This is a genomic window from Mesorhizobium sp. P2_D5 (genome assembly GCF_056404355.1).
In genome coordinates this window covers 814,897-830,346 of sequence record NZ_JBFUEE010000001.1, presented here as the reverse complement: position 1 = coordinate 830,346, position 15,450 = coordinate 814,897, and the positions used below count along the sequence as shown (strand labels likewise).

The window sequence follows — 15,450 nt, the reverse complement described above, 5'->3', positions numbered from 1 at the left end:
AGCGCATGAAAATCATCTCGCTCACCACCTACATCGTTCCACCGCGCTGGCTGTTCCTGAAGATCGAGACCGATGCCGGCGTCACCGGCTGGGGTGAGCCGGTCGTCGAAGGCCGGGCGCTGACCGTCGAGGCGGCGGTCAAGGAGCTTGGCGATTATCTCATCGGCAAGGATCCGCGCCTGATCGAGGACCACTGGACGGTGATGCATCGCGGCGGCTTCTACCGTGGCGGACCGATCCTGATGAGCGCCATCGCCGGCATCGACCAGGCGCTGTGGGACATCAAGGGCAAGGCGCTCGGCGTGCCCGTGCATGAACTGCTCGGCGGCAAGTTGCGCGACAGCATCAAGGTCTATTCCTGGATCGGCGGCGACCGTCCGGCTGAGGTCGCCGCCGGCGCCCTGGAAGTGGTGGCGCGCGGCTTCCTGGCGCTCAAGATGAACGGCACCGAGGAACTGCAGATCGTCGATAGCCATGACAGGATAGATGCCGCGGTCGAGCGGGTCGCCATGGTGCGCGAGGCCGTCGGCCCCAACATCGGCATCGCCGTCGATTTCCATGGCCGCGTGCACCGGCCGATGGCGCGCATCCTGGTCAAGGAGCTCGAGCCCTACAGGCTGATGTTCATCGAGGAGCCGGTGCTGAGCGAAAACCGCGAGGCGCTGAAGGAAATCGCCGCCCTTGGCTCGACGCCGATTGCTTTGGGTGAGCGGCTCTACAGCCGCTGGGACTTCAAGTCGGTGTTCGAGCAAGGCGTCGTCGACATCATCCAGCCCGACCTTTCGCATGCCGGCGGCATCACCGAATGCCGCAAGATCGCGGCCATGGCCGAGGCCTATGATGTCGCGGTGGCGCCGCACTGCCCGCTCGGGCCGATCGCGCTTGCCGCCTGCCTGCAGCTCGATGCGGTGAGCTACAACTGCTTCATCCAGGAGCAGAGCCTCGGCATCCACTACAACGCCGCCAACGACCTGCTCGACTATGCCGCCAACAAGGATGTCTTCCGCTACGAGGATGGTTATGTCGCCATTCCCGATGGCCCCGGCCTCGGCGTCGAGATCGACGAGGACTACGTCAAGGAGCGCGCCAAGGAAGGCCACCGCTGGCGCAACCCAATCTGGCGCCACAAGGATGGCTCCTTCGCCGAGTGGTGATGGCTACGCTTTCACCTGCGCCGCTTCGGATGACTTCAGTCCATCAATCAGGTGATGAAGATCCGCCTCGTTCTCGTAGTGCAGGGTAGAGACCAACGCATCAATCGTAAATTCCGGATCGACCTTGTCTATTTGAGCGAGGTGAGCGGACGCAGCGGTCCGATCGCCCAGCCAGTGATAGGCCGCCGCGACAAAAGCGTGTTGGTTGGCATCCATCTTCGACAGATGCATGAAGGCCTCGATTGCTTCGGGATATTCGTGGGCTGTAAAGTGAGCTTTCCCAAGATGGCTCCAGAAGCGTTCTGGGTGGTGAGGGTTCAACCGCATCGCCTTGCGGATCCAGTCGGCCCCTTCCTTGGGGTGACCGAGCCAAGTCAAAAGCTCGCCGTGCTGGACCACGACGAGATCGTAGTTTGGATTGAGGGCGAGTGCCCGCTCCTGGTGGTGCCGAGCCTTCGTCAGATCATTGCGGCTGATGCTGATGGCCGCCAATATCCGTTGGACGTCCGCATCGTTGCTGTCCAGTGCCTGCGCCAACTCAAGCTCACGGACGACTTCGTCGAAAGCGGCGTCCTTATCGGCGCACCAGCCGTAGCCCCAAGCTTGCCCCAGGATGCAGCCCCGCCAGGCATGGGCATGGGCGTATTCGGGGTCGAGTTCCAGCGCTCGTGTCACCAGCTTCAGCGCCTCCTCATTCTCGGCTCGACTGCTGCGATGGTGGCGGACCTTGGCCGCGAGCACGCATTCGTATGCTGCCATGTTGGCGGGTGTTTTGCGCGCCACGACATCCTGCTGCGCGGCTTCGACGCGGCCTGGCAGCGTGGCCACGATCGCTGCGGTCAGCTCGTCCTGAATGGCGAAGACATCGTCGAGCTTGCGGTCGTATCGCTCGGCCCAGATGTGCGTATCGGTGGCGGTATCGATCAGCTGCGCCGTCACCCTGAGCTGCCCGCCCGATTTGCGGACGCTGCCCTCCACCAGGAATTGCGCCCCCAGCTTCCGGGCAATTTCACGAAGGTTAACCGACTGCCCTTTGTAGACGAAGGTGGAGTTGCGCGAGATGACGAACAGCTCGTGCCGTCGCGAAAGTTCCGTGATGATGTCCTCGGTCAGACCATCAACGAAAAATTCCTGTTCGGATTCGCCGCTCATGTTGGCGAAAGGCAGGACCGCGATCGACGGCTTCACCACGCTGTGCCGGGCCGAGCTGTCCCCCACTCGCGGATCGGCTGCATCGTCCAGCACCGCGCGCCAGACCCGTATCGGGCGAGAGATGTTCTTCAGGGCCTTCTCGCCAAGGTCCTCGAACCTGATTTCGAGCCGATCGAAGACCTGTTCGTACACGGCCTGGGTGACGCACACCCCGCCGACTTCGGCCATCTGCTCCAGCCGGGCGGCGACATTCACGCCGTCGCCATAAATGTCGCCCTCATCGAAGATGATGTCGCCGAGATTGATGCCGATCCGAAACTGAATGCGTCCGGCTTCCGGTACGTCGGCGTTGCGGCGGCGCATGCGGATCTGCACCTCCGCCGCGCAGCGCACGGCATCTGCCACGCTCTGGAACTCGACCAGCATGCCGTCACCGGTGGTTTTGATGATGTGGCCCTGGTTCTTGGCGATTGCCGGATCAATGAGTTCGATCCGGTGCGTTTTGAGCCGCGCAAGCGTGCCCCTCTCGTCGGCTTCCATGAGCCGAGAGTATCCAGCCATGTCGGCTGCCAGCACCGCCGCGAGCCTGTGTTCCATGTTCCAGCCTCGAAGCACGCAATCCTAGATGGCAAACGCTGCAATCAAAGCCGATCACGGTCACGCCGCCACCTAACAGCACCGTCCCCGCGCGATCGGAAGGCGCCCAGTCGTAGCATTACTCGAAATGAGCGCATGCGGGAAGGAAATCGAACGCTCCCCATACCCGCTCGCGGCTGTTCAATTGGTCTGCCTGCTCGAAAGGGCAAGGTTTCATCCCAAATCGATCGCATTCAGTAGCCGATTGAACGGCTTCGAAGATGGTGGGAAAGTGCTTCGACCACGTGCGTAGAATAGAGCCTTGAAATCAAGGCTTTCCAGGAAAATCAATGGTCTAGAGGGAACTTGGTGGAGCCAATCGGAATCGAACCGACGACCTCTTGAATGCCATTCAAGCGCTCTCCCAACTGAGCTATGGCCCCACTTCCGGCAGTCAACCGGCGCCGTTTCCGGCGAAGAGATCCGGCGTGGGTTGGAGACCGCGCCGTTAGTGCAGGCGGCTTCTAACCCCGCCTTTCGTCAATATCAAGCCTTCAGGAGCGGCTTTTTCTTCACAGGCCACGAAAGCTGGCAAACGCCTGCTTTCAAGGCCGATCAGACCTCGTCGTCGTCGTCGCCGACGCCGATCATGTCGGCAACGTCGTCGTCTTCTTCTTCTTCGTCGGCAAGGAAGGTGTCATCTTCGTCGTCGCCGAGGTCGACATCGTCCTCGTCGTCGCCGAGATCCGGCAGATCGTCAGCCTTGACGTCCTCGTCGGCCTCTTCGAGCGAGACGACTTCAACGCCCTCTTCGTCCTCGGCGTCCACTTCCTTCTCAGCCACTTCCTCTTCCTCCTCGAGGGCGGCGATCTTGCCTTCCTCGAAATAGGAACGCGGATAGGTCTTGCCGGTGTAGGGCGAGACGATCGGGTCCTTGTTCAGGTCGTAGAATTTTCGACCCGTCTCCGGGTCGATGCGCTTTATGCCAAGTTCGGTTTTTGCCACGGCAAGCCTCGTCAATAAAAGAGTGGTCCCCTTAACCACAGTTTGCAGCGCTGTCAAAGCGAAAAGCCGGCGTCACAAAACCATGCAATGAAAGGCCTCGCGTCGATGACGACCATGGGGGACGACCATGGGGGATGACCATTTCGGCCCGCCGTGATACGAGACCGCCGCAACAAATGAAAAGCGCCGGCCCGCCGGCATTCCGTCCAGGGAAATTCCATGTCTCACGCCGCCGCCCCAAAGTCGGCCACCGCCCGCAAATCACCAGCCCTTGCCGGCACGGCGCGCGTGCCGGGCGACAAGTCGATCTCGCACCGCTCCTTCATGTTTGGCGGCCTCGCCTCTGGCGAGACCCGCATCACCGGCCTACTCGAAGGCGAGGACGTGATGCGCACCGGTGCGGCCATGAAGGCAATGGGCGCTCATATCGAGAAGCGCGGCGCCGAGTGGGTGATCCGCGGCACCGGCAATGGCGCGCTGCTGCAGCCGGAAGGCCCGCTCGACTTCGGCAATGCCGGTACTGGCTCGCGGCTGACCATGGGCCTGGTCGGTACCTATGACATGGAAACGACCTTCATCGGCGACGCTTCGCTGTCGGGCCGGCCGATGGGCCGCGTGCTCGAACCCTTGCGCCAGATGGGCGTTCAGGTGCTGAAGGCGACGCCCGGCGACCGCATGCCGATCACGCTGCATGGGCCGAAGCACGCCGCACCCATCACCTACCGCGTGCCGATGGCCTCGGCGCAGGTCAAGTCGGCGGTGCTGCTCGCCGGTCTCAACACGCCGGGCATCACCACCGTCATAGAGCCTGTCATGACGCGCGACCACACCGAAAAGATGCTGAAGGGCTTTGGCGCCAATCTGTCGGTGGAGACCGACGAGCGCGGCGTGCGCCACATCTTCATCGAAGGCCAGGGCAGACTGACCGGCCAGACGATCGCGGTGCCGGGCGACCCGTCCTCGGCCGGCTTCCCGCTGGTGGCGGCACTGATCGTACCGGACTCCGACATCACGATCGAGAATGTGCTGATGAACCCGACCCGCACCGGCCTGCTTTTGACGCTGCAGGAAATGGGCGGCAAGATCGAGATCCTCAATCCGCGCAATGCCGGCGGCGAGGATGTCGCCGACCTGCGCGTGCGTTATTCCGAACTGAAAGGCGTCACCGTGCCGCCCGAGCGGGCGCCGTCGATGATCGACGAATATCCCGTGCTTGCGGTTGCCGCCAGCTTCGCCGAGGGCGAAACGCTGATGCAGGGGCTGGAAGAGCTGCGGGTGAAGGAATCCGACCGGCTGTCGGCCGTCGCCAACGGGCTGAAGATCAACGGCGTCGACTGCACCGAGGGCGAGGCTTCCCTCGCCGTGCGCGGCAAACCGGGCGGCAAGGGACTTGGCCGCCATCCCAACGGCCAGGACACGACGGTGCAGACCCATCTCGACCACCGCATCGCCATGAGCTTTCTGGTCATGGGGCTGGCGACGGAAAAGCCCGTCACCATCGACGACCAGGCGATGATCGCAACCAGTTTTCCGGAATTCATGGGGCTGATGAAGGGGCTGGGCGCGGAGATTGGGTAACGGTTGATGGCAGCAACCCTGGGAGATTGGGACCGAACGGGAAGGTCGGAGGGACAGCGCGAAGGAATGCAACGCTTGTCTGGACCGCTGCGCTCTTCGATCTCAGTCACGGTAGCCCACCAATGACACACGTCTTCACCATCGCCATCGACGGCCCGGCCGGCGCCGGAAAAGGCACGCTGGCTCGGCGACTTGCCGACCATTACCGTCTGAACCTGCTCGACACTGGCCTTACCTATCGCGCGGTGGCCTACGCGCTGATCCAGCACGCGCTGCCGCTCGACAATGTCTCGGCGGCCGAAACCGCTGCACGCCAGGTCAATCTGGCGAAGCTCGACCGGTCGGTGCTGTCGGCGCATGCGGTCGGCGAGGCGGCCTCGAAGGTCGCGGTGTTCCCGACCGTGCGGCGCATCCTGGTGGAAAAGCAGCGCGCATTCGCCACGACACCGCCGGGCGCCGTCCTCGACGGCCGCGACATCGGCACCGTCGTCTGCCCCGATGCCGATATAAAACTCTATGTGACGGCGAGCGCCGAGGTGCGGGCGCGGCGGCGACTGGCCGAGATCGAGAGCATCGGCGGCACCGCCGATTTCACCGAGATCCTCGCCGATATCGTGCGCCGTGATGAGCGAGACATGGGCCGCGCCGACTCGCCCTTGAAGCCGGCGGCAGACGCGCACTTGCTTGATACCAGCGAAATGGCTATAGAAGCCGCGTTTCTTGCGGCCATGGCGATCATCGACGACGTGCTGGCCAAGAGAGACAAGGCCTGAGCCGGGTTTTTCCCTCGTGTTTCCGTTGCCGGAGGCGAAGAAAATACCCATATCGGGCACGAACCAGCCTGCCAGCATTCTTCATGCGCCGGAATTGCCGCTTAAAGAGCGGCCCAGGGCTTTTTGTAGCCCGGAACGCCGGCAGGCCAACGCAACGCTAACCCACGGCGCCCGTCCCGCGACAGAAGCGGGGCACTCCAGGAGAAACAATGTCAGCTGCAAATCCCACTCGCGACGATTTCGCGAGCCTGCTCGAAGAATCATTCACAACGGGTCATTCCGGCGAAGGCCAGGTCGTCAAGGGCACGATCACGGCCATCGAAAAGGACATGGCCATCATCGACGTCGGCCTCAAGGTCGAAGGCCGCGTGCCGCTGAAGGAATTCGGCGTCAAGGGCAAGGACACCACCCTCAAGGTCGGTGACACCGTCGAAGTCTATGTCGAGCGCATCGAGAACGCGCTTGGCGAAGCGATGCTCAGCCGTGAGAAGGCCCGCCGCGAAGAGAGCTGGGTCCGTCTCGAAGAGAAGTTCACCAAGGGTGAGCGCGTCGAAGGCGTCATCTTCAACCAGGTCAAGGGCGGCTTCACCGTCGACCTCGACGGCGCCGTGGCCTTCCTGCCGCGCAGCCAGGTCGATATCCGCCCGATCCGCGACGTCTCGCCGTTGATGCACAACCCGCAGCCCTTCGAGATCCTCAAGATGGATCGCCGCCGCGGCAACATCGTGGTGTCGCGCCGCACCGTGCTCGAGGAGAGCCGCGCCGAACAGCGTTCGGAAATCGTGCAGAACCTCGAAGAAGGCCAGGTTGTCGAAGGCGTCGTCAAGAACATCACCGACTACGGTGCGTTCGTCGACCTCGGCGGCATCGATGGCCTGCTGCATGTCACCGACATGGCATGGCGCCGCGTCAACCATCCGACCGAAATCCTCAATATCGGTCAGACGGTCAAGGTGCAGATCATCCGCATCAACCAGGAAACCCACCGCATCTCGCTCGGCATGAAGCAGCTCGAGAGCGATCCGTGGTCCGAGATCGGCACCAAGTTCCCGATCGGCAAGAAGATCAAGGGTACCGTCACCAACATCACCGACTACGGCGCGTTCGTCGAGCTGGAGCCGGGCATCGAAGGCCTCATCCACGTTTCGGAAATGTCGTGGACGAAGAAGAACGTGCATCCCGGCAAGATCCTGTCGACGACCCAGGAAGTCGACGTGGTGGTGCTCGAAGTCGATCCGGCCAAGCGCCGTATCTCGCTCGGCCTCAAGCAGACGCTCGAGAATCCGTGGCAGGCTTTCGCCAGCAGCCATCCGGTCGGCAGCCAGGTCGAGGGCGAGGTCAAGAACAAGACCGAGTTCGGCCTGTTCATCGGCCTCGAAGGCGATGTGGACGGTATGGTCCATCTCTCCGATCTCGACTGGACCCGTCCGGGCGAGCAGGTCATCGAAGAGTACAATCGCGGCGACATGGTCAAGGCGCAGGTGCTCGACGTCGACATCGACAAGGAGCGCATCTCGCTCGGCATCAAGCAGCTGGCCAAGGATACGGTCGGCGAAGCAGCGACGAGCGGCGAACTGCGCAAGAACGCGGTCGTCACCTGCGAAGTCATCGGCGTCAAGGATGGCGGTCTGGAAGTGCGGCTGGTCGACAGCGGCATCGAGACCTTCATCAAGCGCTCCGATCTGAGCCGTGACCGCGACGAGCAGCGCCCCGAGCGCTTCACCGTCGGCCAGAAGGTCGACGCGCGCGTCATCGCCTTCGACAAGAAGACACGCAAGCTGCAGGTCTCGATCAAGGCGTTGGAAATCGCCGAAGAGAAGGAAGCGGTCGCCCAGTACGGCTCGACCGACTCCGGCGCTTCGCTGGGCGACATCCTGGGTGCCGCGCTGAAGAAGCAGGGCAGCTAAGTCATCTGCCCCCGCCGCCCTGCGCGGTGGTCAGTTCAAGCCCCGCCGGAGCGATCCGGCGGGGTTTTTCTTTACGGTAAGATAAACTTCCTCGGGTATTTGCCAGTGGTCCGAGGAGAGGCTTTCCATGCGCAATGACGACGATTGTCCCGCTACGGGCTCTTCGTGGTTGCCGCGTCTCTACATCGGGTCACCGGCCTTGTTCTGCTTTTGCGGAATGGCGATCTTGATGGCCGTCCTCTGGTCCCTGGGCTTCCAGCTCAACGGCGACGTGGACGACCTGGTCAAACTGCATGAAGTCCGCACCTTGCTTGAAACGGGCAACATCTTCGACCGGATGCTGCCCGGTGTTGCCCAGCCAGAGCCTTATGTCTCGCATTGGCCATGGATAGTGGACCTGCCCTATGCCGCCTTCGCGCGTCTGCTGATGCCGTTTGCCGGCTTCGAGCCGGCGCTGACGATGGCAAGCTTTGCCGTGCCGCTGCTGCTGCTTGCGCCGGCGCTCTATTTCTACAATCGGCTGGTGATCGCAGTGGGCTTTGCCAACCCGGCCGTTGCATTGCCGCTGGCTCTGATCTTTGCCGCGCGCAGCTTTTTCGAATATGCCCCGGGACGGATCGACTACCACAATCTGCAAATACTGCTTCTGCTCGCGGCCCTGGTCTTGATGTTGTCGCAGAACCGCTTCGCTGCCTTCATCAACGGGCTACTGGCGGCCTTGGCGCTTGCGATCAGCGCCGAGTTCGCACCGTTCTATGCGCTGGTGATGGCGGTCTATGCCTTTGACTGGATCTTCGGCCGCGAACGGGGTGCCGACAGGATCGCTGGCTTCGGGCTGGCATTGGCCCTGGGCGGGCTCGGGCTGTTCGCCACGATCGTGCCGCCTTCAGCCTATTCCGACGTCAGATGCGACACCTATTCGACACCGCATGTGACGGCACTCGTCGCGGCCGGGCTTTCATTTGCCGTGGTGCCTTTGCTTGTCGGCCGGCGCGGCGGATGGGCGACGCGGACGGCAATCTTGCTGGTGTTCGCGGCCGCCAGCGCGGCGGCGCTGGTGGTGTTGTTCCCGCAATGCCTGGCCGGCCCTTATGCTTCGCTCGACGCCTATGTACGCGACAACATGCTCAACAGGATCCCTCAGGAACTGAGCCTGTTCCGGCGCCCTGATTTCGTTTTGTCGGACAGCTTTCCCAGCATGGCGTTGCTGTTCGTCGGCGCGCTCGCCCCGGCAGTCATCTGCCCCAATCCGCGGAGCCGAAGCCGGCCGCTTGTCATCCTGGCGCTGTTCTCGCTGCTCTCGCTGGCGCTGGCGATCGGCTACTTCCGCTACTTTCGCTATCTTCCGGTCTTTTCCGGCATCGGTCTGACCTTCGTGCTGGCGAGTTTCCTGCCACCGGATGCGGGACTGGGGCGCTATTTGAAGTCACGCGTGCCGGTGGCATCGCGAAGATACGCGTTGATCCTGCCCGGTCTGGTTCTGTCCGCGGCGATGGCGCTGTACCAGCTGTCGGCAAGACCATCGCAGGCAGCCATTCCAGCCGGCGAGTTCGCCGACAGCTGCGATCTCAGGCACATTGAGCCGCGACAGGGTTGGCCGGCAGGCGCCGTCGTTCTGACGCCACCGTTGATCGGAGCGCATTTTCTTGCTCTTGCCGAAGGTCCCAAGGTGGTGACAATCCCCAATCACCCGTCGGCTCAAGGGATCGAACGGAGCTATCGCTTCCTTGATCCCTCGACCGCCGACCCGCGCTCGTTTCTCGATGCGTCCAAGGCGACGCATGTCGCCCTTTGCGGGTGGAGAGGCCCACCGTCGCCAGATCTCGAAACCATCTATCCATTCGCGGCAGCGCTGATGGAGGGCCACCCGCCATCATGGCTCAAGGAGTGTCCGACGGATGCTTCCTCGCCGCTGCGGCTCTACCGCTACCGCAACGCCGACGGATCGGAGGCCACCTGCCCTGTTTCGACGGCTTCTGCTCAGGCCCTGCCGTAGAGCGGCACCAGCGTTCCGCTCATCGCCTGATTGGCTGGCGAGGCGAGATAGGCAATGGCTTCGGCGGCCGCTTCGAGACTGACCCATCTGGTGACGTCGGCATCCGGCATATCGGCGCGGTTTGCCGGCGTATCGAGCGTCGATGGCGCCACGGCATTGACCAGGATGCCCTTGCCTTTCAACTCCTCGGCCATCGCCACAGTCATCGCCGCTACCGCGGCCTTGCTGGCGGCGTAGGCAACCATGCCGCTGCCGCGCCGCGGGTCGAGCCCGGCGCGCGCTGTGACATTGACGATGCGGCCCGCGATGTCCGACGCCAGCATCGAGCGCACTGCCGCACGGCAGCACAGGAAGGCGGTGCGTGCGTTGGTGTCCATCATCTCGGCAAAGGATGCCGACTCGATCTTTTCCACCGGTGCCGCGGTGAAGCCGCCGGCCAGATGGATCGAGCCCCACAGACCTGGAACCTGGCTGTAGAACGCCTCGACCTTGGCGGAGTCCGAGAGATCGACATTGTGCACCAGCTTGACGCGGTCGTGCTCGGCAAAGGGGAAATGCCCGGGCGCCGCGGCATGGGCATTGGGCACATGGCAGATCGCGCCCTCACTCAGCAGTTTGCCGACGACCGCACCACCGAGCGCCCCGGTGCCTCCGGTCACGACAATGTGCCTGCCTTCAAGTGTTTCCGTCATCCTGGACCGCTCCTGTTATTTTTTTGATTGTGTCGCTTGTTACGCCGCCCGACGCAGAGCGTCGCGCCTTTCGCACCATCACTCAACTGATATCTCGACATGGCAGTTGTTGCGTCTTTGCATGCATCAGCCTGTCGGCCAGCCGGGTCCATGCCGGCTGAGGCACATGAAGCACGTTGCGCCGCCACTCTTCAGTCGACAGTGATTTCGATGACGCGCGGCAGTCCGGTTGCCCGGGCGCGTTTCAACGCGTCCGCCAAGGCGTCGATATCGGCAAGCCGTTCGGCGCCAAGGCCATAGGCTTCGGCCAGCTTGCAGAAATCCGGCGGCGCCGGCGACACGCCGACAGGCTCGACGCCGACATCGAGCATCGAGGTTTCGATCTCGCGGTAGCCGCGATTGTTCCAGACGACGAAGATGACCGCTGCCTGGGCATCAAGTGCGGCGCCCAGTTCCGGTAGCGTAAACTGGAAGCCGCCATCCCCCGTGAGGCAAACGACCGGCGCATCGGGCACGGCAAGGGCGGCTCCGATCGCCGCCGGCGGGCCGTAGCCGAGCGCGCCGAAGCCGGTGGCGGCGTTGAACCAGCCGCCGGGGCGATCATGGTCGTAGTAGAGATTGGCGGCATAGATCGGCTGCGTCGAATCGCCGACGATGAGCGCGCCCGGTAGTGCGTCGCGGATCACTTCCACGGCGCGCACCTGTGACTGCATCGTCGGACTGATCTCGGCAAAAGCCGCCTCTCGTGCTGCGGCGGCGCGTGATGGTCCGCCCTCGCTTGCCGGGACATGGCTGATTTCCAGGAGCAGCGCTTCGAGCGCCTCGGCGCAATCGGCCTGAATCGAAACCGTCGCCGGGCGGCGGGCCAATTGGTCCGCGCCGATATCGATGCGGATCAGATTGGCGGGCAGGACGAACCCGCCATCGCTGTAGCCGTCATAGTCGGTGGGGCCGAACTCGGTGCCGGCGGCAATGACCAGATCCGCTTGCGCCATCAGCGCCCGCACTGCCTTGAGGCTTGGACTGGCCGGCACGCAAAGCGGATGGGCATGCAGGAGGCCGCGCGCATTGGCTGTCTCGACGACCGGCGCCCCAAGCTGTTCGGCCAGACGCCGCAATGGCGCTTCGGCGCGTTTGGCGCCGCCGCCGGCCAGGATCAACGGAGCGCGCGCCGCGGCGATGAGTTTGGCCGCGCTGGCAATTGCCGCGCCGGAGGGCGCAGGCGGTGCTGCATTGCTCAGCATGGCGGTGATGCCATCCGCCGGCTTGACCATGACGTCGGTCGGGATTTCGATGTGCACCGGACCGGGCCGGGCCGATGAAAACAGCGCGAAGGCCTGCGCCAGCGCGCCAGGCAATTCACTAGCGTCGGTGACCCGCTGCGAAGAGAGCGCCACCTTCTCCATCATGCCGCGCTGGTCGGGCAGTTCATGCAGATGACCCAGGCCCTTGCCGAGCGTCGGCGTCGCGTTGACGCCTGAGATCACCAGCATCGGCACCGAATCGGCACGCGCCTGCCCCATGGCGGTGATGGTGTTGGTGAGCCCCGGTCCGGTGATGACGAAGGCGACGCCCGGCCTGCCGCTGGCGCGTGCATAGCCGTCGGCCATGAAGCCGGCACCCTGCTCGTGGCGCGGCGTGACGTGGCGGATATTCGAGCGCGCCAGCCCCCGGTAAAGTTCGACCGTGTGCACGCCGGGAATGCCGAAGACCGTGTCGACGCCATGGGCTTCGAGCAGCGAAATGAGCGCCTCGCCGACAGTCGTCCCTATGGTGTTCCCAATGGTGGTCCCGATGGTGGTCATTGGCGCAGTACCGGTCGCGTCAGGCAGGTCGGGCCACCCTCGCAAGCGATGCACAGCGCATCCGCCTCGAAGGTGGAAACCGTGCAGCCGGCCGCCTGCATGGCAGCCGCCGTCCTGGGGAAGCCGGCGACGGCGATCACCTGGCGTGGCGCCGTCGGCAGCACATTGAGACTGAGCCCGTTGGAAGCATGGAACTCATCTGCATCGCCCTCGACCAGCGTGATGCCGCGCCCCTTCAGCATCTGGTAGAAGGCGGCCGGCAGCAGAGGCGCGTAGACCAGCGCCAGATCATCGGCAAGCGGACTGATCACCGACATCAGGTGCAGGCAGGCCTCCTCGCCGTGCCAGAGCGGCAGATCGAAGCCAAAAACCGAAATCCCCCTAGGCGAAAGCAGGTTGGCGAGCTGCTGGATACCATCCTGGTTGGTGCGCACGCCACGGCCGACCGCCAGCGTGTTCGCATCCACCCAGACACAGTCCCCGCCTTCCACCTGGCCCGGATCATCGATGCGGCCGAGGATGGGAATGCCAAGTCGCTCGTAGGCTGCTTCGTGCAGGCCGGGCTCGGTCCGGCGCAGCGCCTTGCCCATGGCAAGAATGATCGCGCCGTGATCGGTCATCAGCGAAGGATCATGGGTGAAGACCGAATCGGCCAGCCCGTCGTTGGCATCCGTCAGCCATTCGACCTCGGCGCCGGAGGCAGAAACCAGCTGCGTCAATCGCTCATGCTGGGCAGCCGCCTTTCCCGGCTCGAAGCCCGGGCCGTAGTGCCACTCCTGCGCCCTGGCATCACGCATGGCGCTGGCGGCGGACCGCATAAGCACGCGTTTCAGCGGTCCGGCCATGGACTGCGACCCGTATGATTTGCCCACTCAATTCTCCCGACACGTCCGTTGCCGCCACTAACCACTACGGCAAGCTGTGATCAATAGTCCAAAAACCATGGTTGACGGAGGCAAGCGGAACGGTCCATCTTGAGAACGGGAACTCTGTCCAGTGACGGGTAATGGGTAAAAGAATCCAGCAGCGACGGGCTCGACCACTCCGCGGAGCGTCGAAGGGATGATGGCGCAAAGCGCCGTCCCCGTACTGAAACACACGGCGCAGGACGGCGCCGCCGAAGCCATCCATGTCGAGAACCTGCACAAGCGGTTCGGTGAGCTGCATGTGCTGAAAGGCGTCTCGCTGTCGGCGCGCGACGGCGAGGTCATCGCCATCATCGGCGGCTCGGGTTCGGGCAAATCGACATTACTGCGCTGCATCAACTGCCTGGAGAACCCGACCAGCGGCATCATCCGCGTCAATGGCGAGGAGATCAAGCTGAGGGCCGACAGCCACGGCCACACGGTTCCGGCCGACCGCAAGCAGATCGAGCGCATCCGCTCCAAGCTCGGCATGGTGTTCCAGAACTTCAACCTGTGGAGCCACATGACGCTGATCGAGAACGTCATCGAGGTTCCCGTGCACGTGCTTGGCATCCAGCGCGATGTGGCGATCCGCGAGGCCGAGAAGCTGCTCGCGCGCGTCGGCCTGGCCGAAAAGCGCGACGTCTATCCGGCCTATCTGTCGGGCGGCCAGCAGCAGCGCGCCGCGATCGCCCGGGCGCTGGCCATCAATCCGCGCGTCATGCTGTTCGACGAGCCGACTTCGGCGCTCGATCCCGAACTGGTCGGCGAAGTGCTGAAGGTGATCGGCGACCTGGCGCGCGAAGGCCGCACCATGGTGCTGGTCACCCACGAGATGAAGTTCGCCCGCGAGGTCGCGACGCATGTCGTCTATCTCTACAATGGATTGGTCGAGGAAGAAGGACCGCCGGAGCAGATCTTCGGCGCGCCCAGATCCGAAAGGCTCAAACAGTTCATCCGCAACATCGGCTAGGACAGGCCGAGACGGAAGAAAACCGGGAACCAACAACAAACTGGGAGTCGTGAAATGAAGACTGTTCTGAAGACATTTGCCGCAGCGCTGCTGCTGGGCGTCGCCGCCATGGGCGTGGCCAAGGCCGATCCGGTCAAGATCGGCGTCGCCGCCGAGCCCTATCCACCCTTCACCTCGCCTGATGCTTCGGGCAAGTGGGTTGGCTGGGAGATCGATTTCATCGACGCCGTCTGCGCCGAAGAGAAACTCGACTGCGTCATCACCCCGGTTGCCTGGGACGGCATCATCCCGGCGCTGACGACAAAGAAGATCGATGTCATCGCCAGCTCGATGTCGATCACCGCCGAGCGCCAGAAGACGATCGACTTCTCCGACAAATATTACAACACGCCAACCGCGATCATCGGTCCCAAGGACCAGAAATTCGGGCCCGCTCCCGCGGACCTCAAGGGCAAGGTCGTCGGGGTTCAGGTCTCGACCGTGCATGCCGTCTACGCCAAGAAGCACTTCACCGAGGCGGCCGAGATCAAGGAATACCAGACCCAGGACGAGGCCAACAACGATCTCGCCGCCGGCCGTCTCGACGCGGTGCAGGCCGATTCCATCGCGCTTGGCGAATTCCTCAAGTCGGACCAGGGCAAGGCGTGCTGCGACCTCAAGGGCATGGTGGCTCCGGACGATGAAGTGCTCGGACCGGGCGTCGGCGCCGGCGTGCGCAAGGAGGACACCGAGCTGAAGGACAAGATCAACGCCGGCATCAAGGCCATCCGCGCCAACGGCAAGTATGACGAAATCTCGAAGAAGTACTTCGATTTCGACATTTACGGCGGCCCGACGCAGTCGAACTGACATCGCCCACGCATGAGCAACAACCGCACGGCATCGCGCCGTGCGGTTTCGCCGGAACCTGTCCACGCACGCTTTCCGCTGACGA

General features: G+C 63.5%; 12 protein-coding genes and 1 tRNA gene. 7 read left to right on the top strand and 6 right to left on the bottom strand.

All coding sequences use genetic code 11. From position 1 onward, the window contains the following. Positions 1-5 precede the first annotated feature (5 nt). On the top strand, positions 6-1,154 hold the full coding sequence (gene dgoD / locus AC1DYW_RS03995; RefSeq protein ID WP_477225175.1) for a galactonate dehydratase: 1,149 nt from the start codon (positions 6-8) through the stop codon (positions 1,152-1,154). Between the two features lie 3 nt (positions 1,155-1,157). Here dgoD and AC1DYW_RS03990 read toward each other — a convergent pair whose 3' ends face one another. The 3 genes from AC1DYW_RS03990 to AC1DYW_RS03980 all read right to left on the bottom strand — a co-directional run bounded on the left by AC1DYW_RS03990 (position 1,158) and on the right by AC1DYW_RS03980 (position 3,887). Continuing rightward, positions 1,158-2,903, bottom strand: a complete 1,746-nt coding sequence (locus AC1DYW_RS03990; RefSeq protein ID WP_477225174.1) for an adenylate/guanylate cyclase domain-containing protein — start codon at positions 2,901-2,903, stop codon at positions 1,158-1,160. A 346-nt stretch (positions 2,904-3,249) separates the two neighbouring features. Then, positions 3,250-3,325, bottom strand: a tRNA-Ala gene (locus AC1DYW_RS03985). Between the two features lie 172 nt (positions 3,326-3,497). After that, positions 3,498-3,887, bottom strand: a complete 390-nt coding sequence (locus tag AC1DYW_RS03980; protein ID WP_457150112.1) for a TIGR02300 family protein — start codon at positions 3,885-3,887, stop codon at positions 3,498-3,500. 219 nt (positions 3,888-4,106) lie between these two features. Between AC1DYW_RS03980 and aroA the strand changes: the two genes are divergently transcribed. The 4 genes from aroA to AC1DYW_RS03960 all read left to right on the top strand — a co-directional run bounded on the left by aroA (position 4,107) and on the right by AC1DYW_RS03960 (position 10,141). Continuing rightward, positions 4,107-5,465 (top strand): 3-phosphoshikimate 1-carboxyvinyltransferase, encoded by a 1,359-nt coding sequence (gene aroA / locus AC1DYW_RS03975; RefSeq protein ID WP_477225173.1) that lies wholly within the window; start codon positions 4,107-4,109, stop codon positions 5,463-5,465. Between the two features lie 122 nt (positions 5,466-5,587). Further along, entirely contained in the window at positions 5,588-6,238 is a 651-nt protein-coding gene (cmk, locus tag AC1DYW_RS03970) for a (d)CMP kinase (protein WP_457150110.1), read from the top strand. Between the two features lie 209 nt (positions 6,239-6,447). Next, on the top strand, positions 6,448-8,145 hold the full coding sequence (rpsA, locus tag AC1DYW_RS03965) for a 30S ribosomal protein S1 (protein WP_013528183.1): 1,698 nt from the start codon (positions 6,448-6,450) through the stop codon (positions 8,143-8,145). A 229-nt stretch (positions 8,146-8,374) separates the two neighbouring features. Further along, a complete protein-coding gene (locus tag AC1DYW_RS03960) occupies positions 8,375-10,141 on the top strand; it encodes a hypothetical protein (RefSeq protein WP_477225172.1) in 1,767 nt (588 codons plus the stop codon). On the opposite strand, the gene AC1DYW_RS03955 is transcribed toward AC1DYW_RS03960, so the two are convergent. The 3 genes from AC1DYW_RS03955 to AC1DYW_RS03945 all read right to left on the bottom strand — a co-directional run bounded on the left by AC1DYW_RS03955 (position 10,126) and on the right by AC1DYW_RS03945 (position 13,483). Next, positions 10,126-10,833, bottom strand: coding sequence for an SDR family NAD(P)-dependent oxidoreductase (locus AC1DYW_RS03955; RefSeq protein ID WP_095082930.1), 708 nt, complete (start codon positions 10,831-10,833; stop codon positions 10,126-10,128). The two genes, AC1DYW_RS03960 and AC1DYW_RS03955, sit on opposite strands and share 16 nt — an antisense overlap. A 191-nt stretch (positions 10,834-11,024) precedes the next feature. Continuing rightward, entirely contained in the window at positions 11,025-12,638 is a 1,614-nt protein-coding gene (locus AC1DYW_RS03950; protein ID WP_477225171.1) for a 5-guanidino-2-oxopentanoate decarboxylase, read from the bottom strand. Next, on the bottom strand, positions 12,635-13,483 hold the full coding sequence (locus AC1DYW_RS03945) for a dimethylarginine dimethylaminohydrolase family protein (RefSeq protein WP_477225574.1): 849 nt from the start codon (positions 13,481-13,483) through the stop codon (positions 12,635-12,637). The genes AC1DYW_RS03950 and AC1DYW_RS03945 overlap by 4 nt, the downstream gene beginning before the upstream one ends. Before the next feature lie 220 nt (positions 13,484-13,703). On the opposite strand from AC1DYW_RS03945, the gene AC1DYW_RS03940 reads away from it, so the two are divergent. Continuing rightward, positions 13,704-14,516 (top strand): ABC transporter ATP-binding protein, encoded by an 813-nt coding sequence (locus tag AC1DYW_RS03940; RefSeq protein WP_477225573.1) that lies wholly within the window; start codon positions 13,704-13,706, stop codon positions 14,514-14,516. Between the two features lie 54 nt (positions 14,517-14,570). Next, entirely contained in the window at positions 14,571-15,365 is a 795-nt protein-coding gene (locus AC1DYW_RS03935; protein ID WP_095082937.1) for a transporter substrate-binding domain-containing protein, read from the top strand. Positions 15,366-15,450 lie beyond the last annotated feature (85 nt).

Coding starts and splice junctions, on each gene's coding strand:
- dgoD (WP_477225175.1), top strand. CDS start 6: ATGAAAATCATCTCGCTCACCACCTACATCGTTCCACCGCGCTGGCTG.
- AC1DYW_RS03990 (WP_477225174.1), bottom strand. CDS start 2,903: ATGGAACACAGGCTCGCGGCGGTGCTGGCAGCCGACATGGCTGGATAC.
- aroA (WP_477225173.1), top strand. CDS start 4,107: ATGTCTCACGCCGCCGCCCCAAAGTCGGCCACCGCCCGCAAATCACCA.
- cmk (WP_457150110.1), top strand. CDS start 5,588: ATGACACACGTCTTCACCATCGCCATCGACGGCCCGGCCGGCGCCGGA.
- rpsA (WP_013528183.1), top strand. CDS start 6,448: ATGTCAGCTGCAAATCCCACTCGCGACGATTTCGCGAGCCTGCTCGAA.
- AC1DYW_RS03960 (WP_477225172.1), top strand. CDS start 8,375: ATGGCCGTCCTCTGGTCCCTGGGCTTCCAGCTCAACGGCGACGTGGAC.
- AC1DYW_RS03955 (WP_095082930.1), bottom strand. CDS start 10,833: ATGACGGAAACACTTGAAGGCAGGCACATTGTCGTGACCGGAGGCACC.
- AC1DYW_RS03950 (WP_477225171.1), bottom strand. CDS start 12,638: ATGACCACCATCGGGACCACCATTGGGAACACCATAGGGACGACTGTC.
- AC1DYW_RS03945 (WP_477225574.1), bottom strand. CDS start 13,483: ATGGCCGGACCGCTGAAACGCGTGCTTATGCGGTCCGCCGCCAGCGCC.
- AC1DYW_RS03940 (WP_477225573.1), top strand. CDS start 13,704: ATGGCGCAAAGCGCCGTCCCCGTACTGAAACACACGGCGCAGGACGGC.
- AC1DYW_RS03935 (WP_095082937.1), top strand. CDS start 14,571: ATGAAGACTGTTCTGAAGACATTTGCCGCAGCGCTGCTGCTGGGCGTC.